The sequence below is a fragment of the Corynebacterium sp. HMSC056F09 genome (assembly GCF_001815785.1).
GTDB lineage: Bacteria > Actinomycetota > Actinomycetes > Mycobacteriales > Mycobacteriaceae > Corynebacterium > Corynebacterium hiratae.
Genome location: NZ_KV821960.1, coordinates 1 through 427 on the forward strand (window position 1 = coordinate 1; position 427 = coordinate 427).

At 61.4% G+C, this 427-nt stretch carries 1 protein-coding gene; it reads right to left on the minus strand.

Annotation, left to right across the window (positions count from 1 at the left end; translation table 11 throughout):
• Positions 1-72: 72 nt before the first annotated feature.
• The coding region (locus HMPREF3056_RS09940) for a ferritin (protein ID WP_070754681.1) at positions 73-427 on the minus strand (355 nt) is incomplete at its 5' end.

Here is a 427-nt window from a genome sequence, read left to right on the forward strand (position 1 = left end):
GTAGTCATAAAAGAAATTCTCCCACCAACCGCAGAGGGCTGTGGGAGAATTCGCGCAAACTATATGGCTTCGTTACCGTTGCGCCAGCGAACCATCGACGCGCAGGAGGCCCGAGCCGTCATTGCCCACCAGCTTGAGCTGGTCAATGATCTCGGACACGGTGGACTCCTCCTCAACCTGCTCCTCGAGGAACCAGTTGATGAGGCCACGGGAATCGAGGTCCCCAGCGGCATCCGCAGTACGGGCGATCTCCCGAATCTGCTCCGAAACCTTCTGCTCATGCGCGAGGGAGGCCTCAAAGGCATCGAGCGGGGTGGCGGCCTTGACGGAGCCGACCTGGATATCCTCCAGCTCGACGCGGTAGCCACGGTCCAGCAGGTGCTCGGCGAACTTCTGCGCGTGCTCGCGCTCTTCCTCTGCCTGCTTG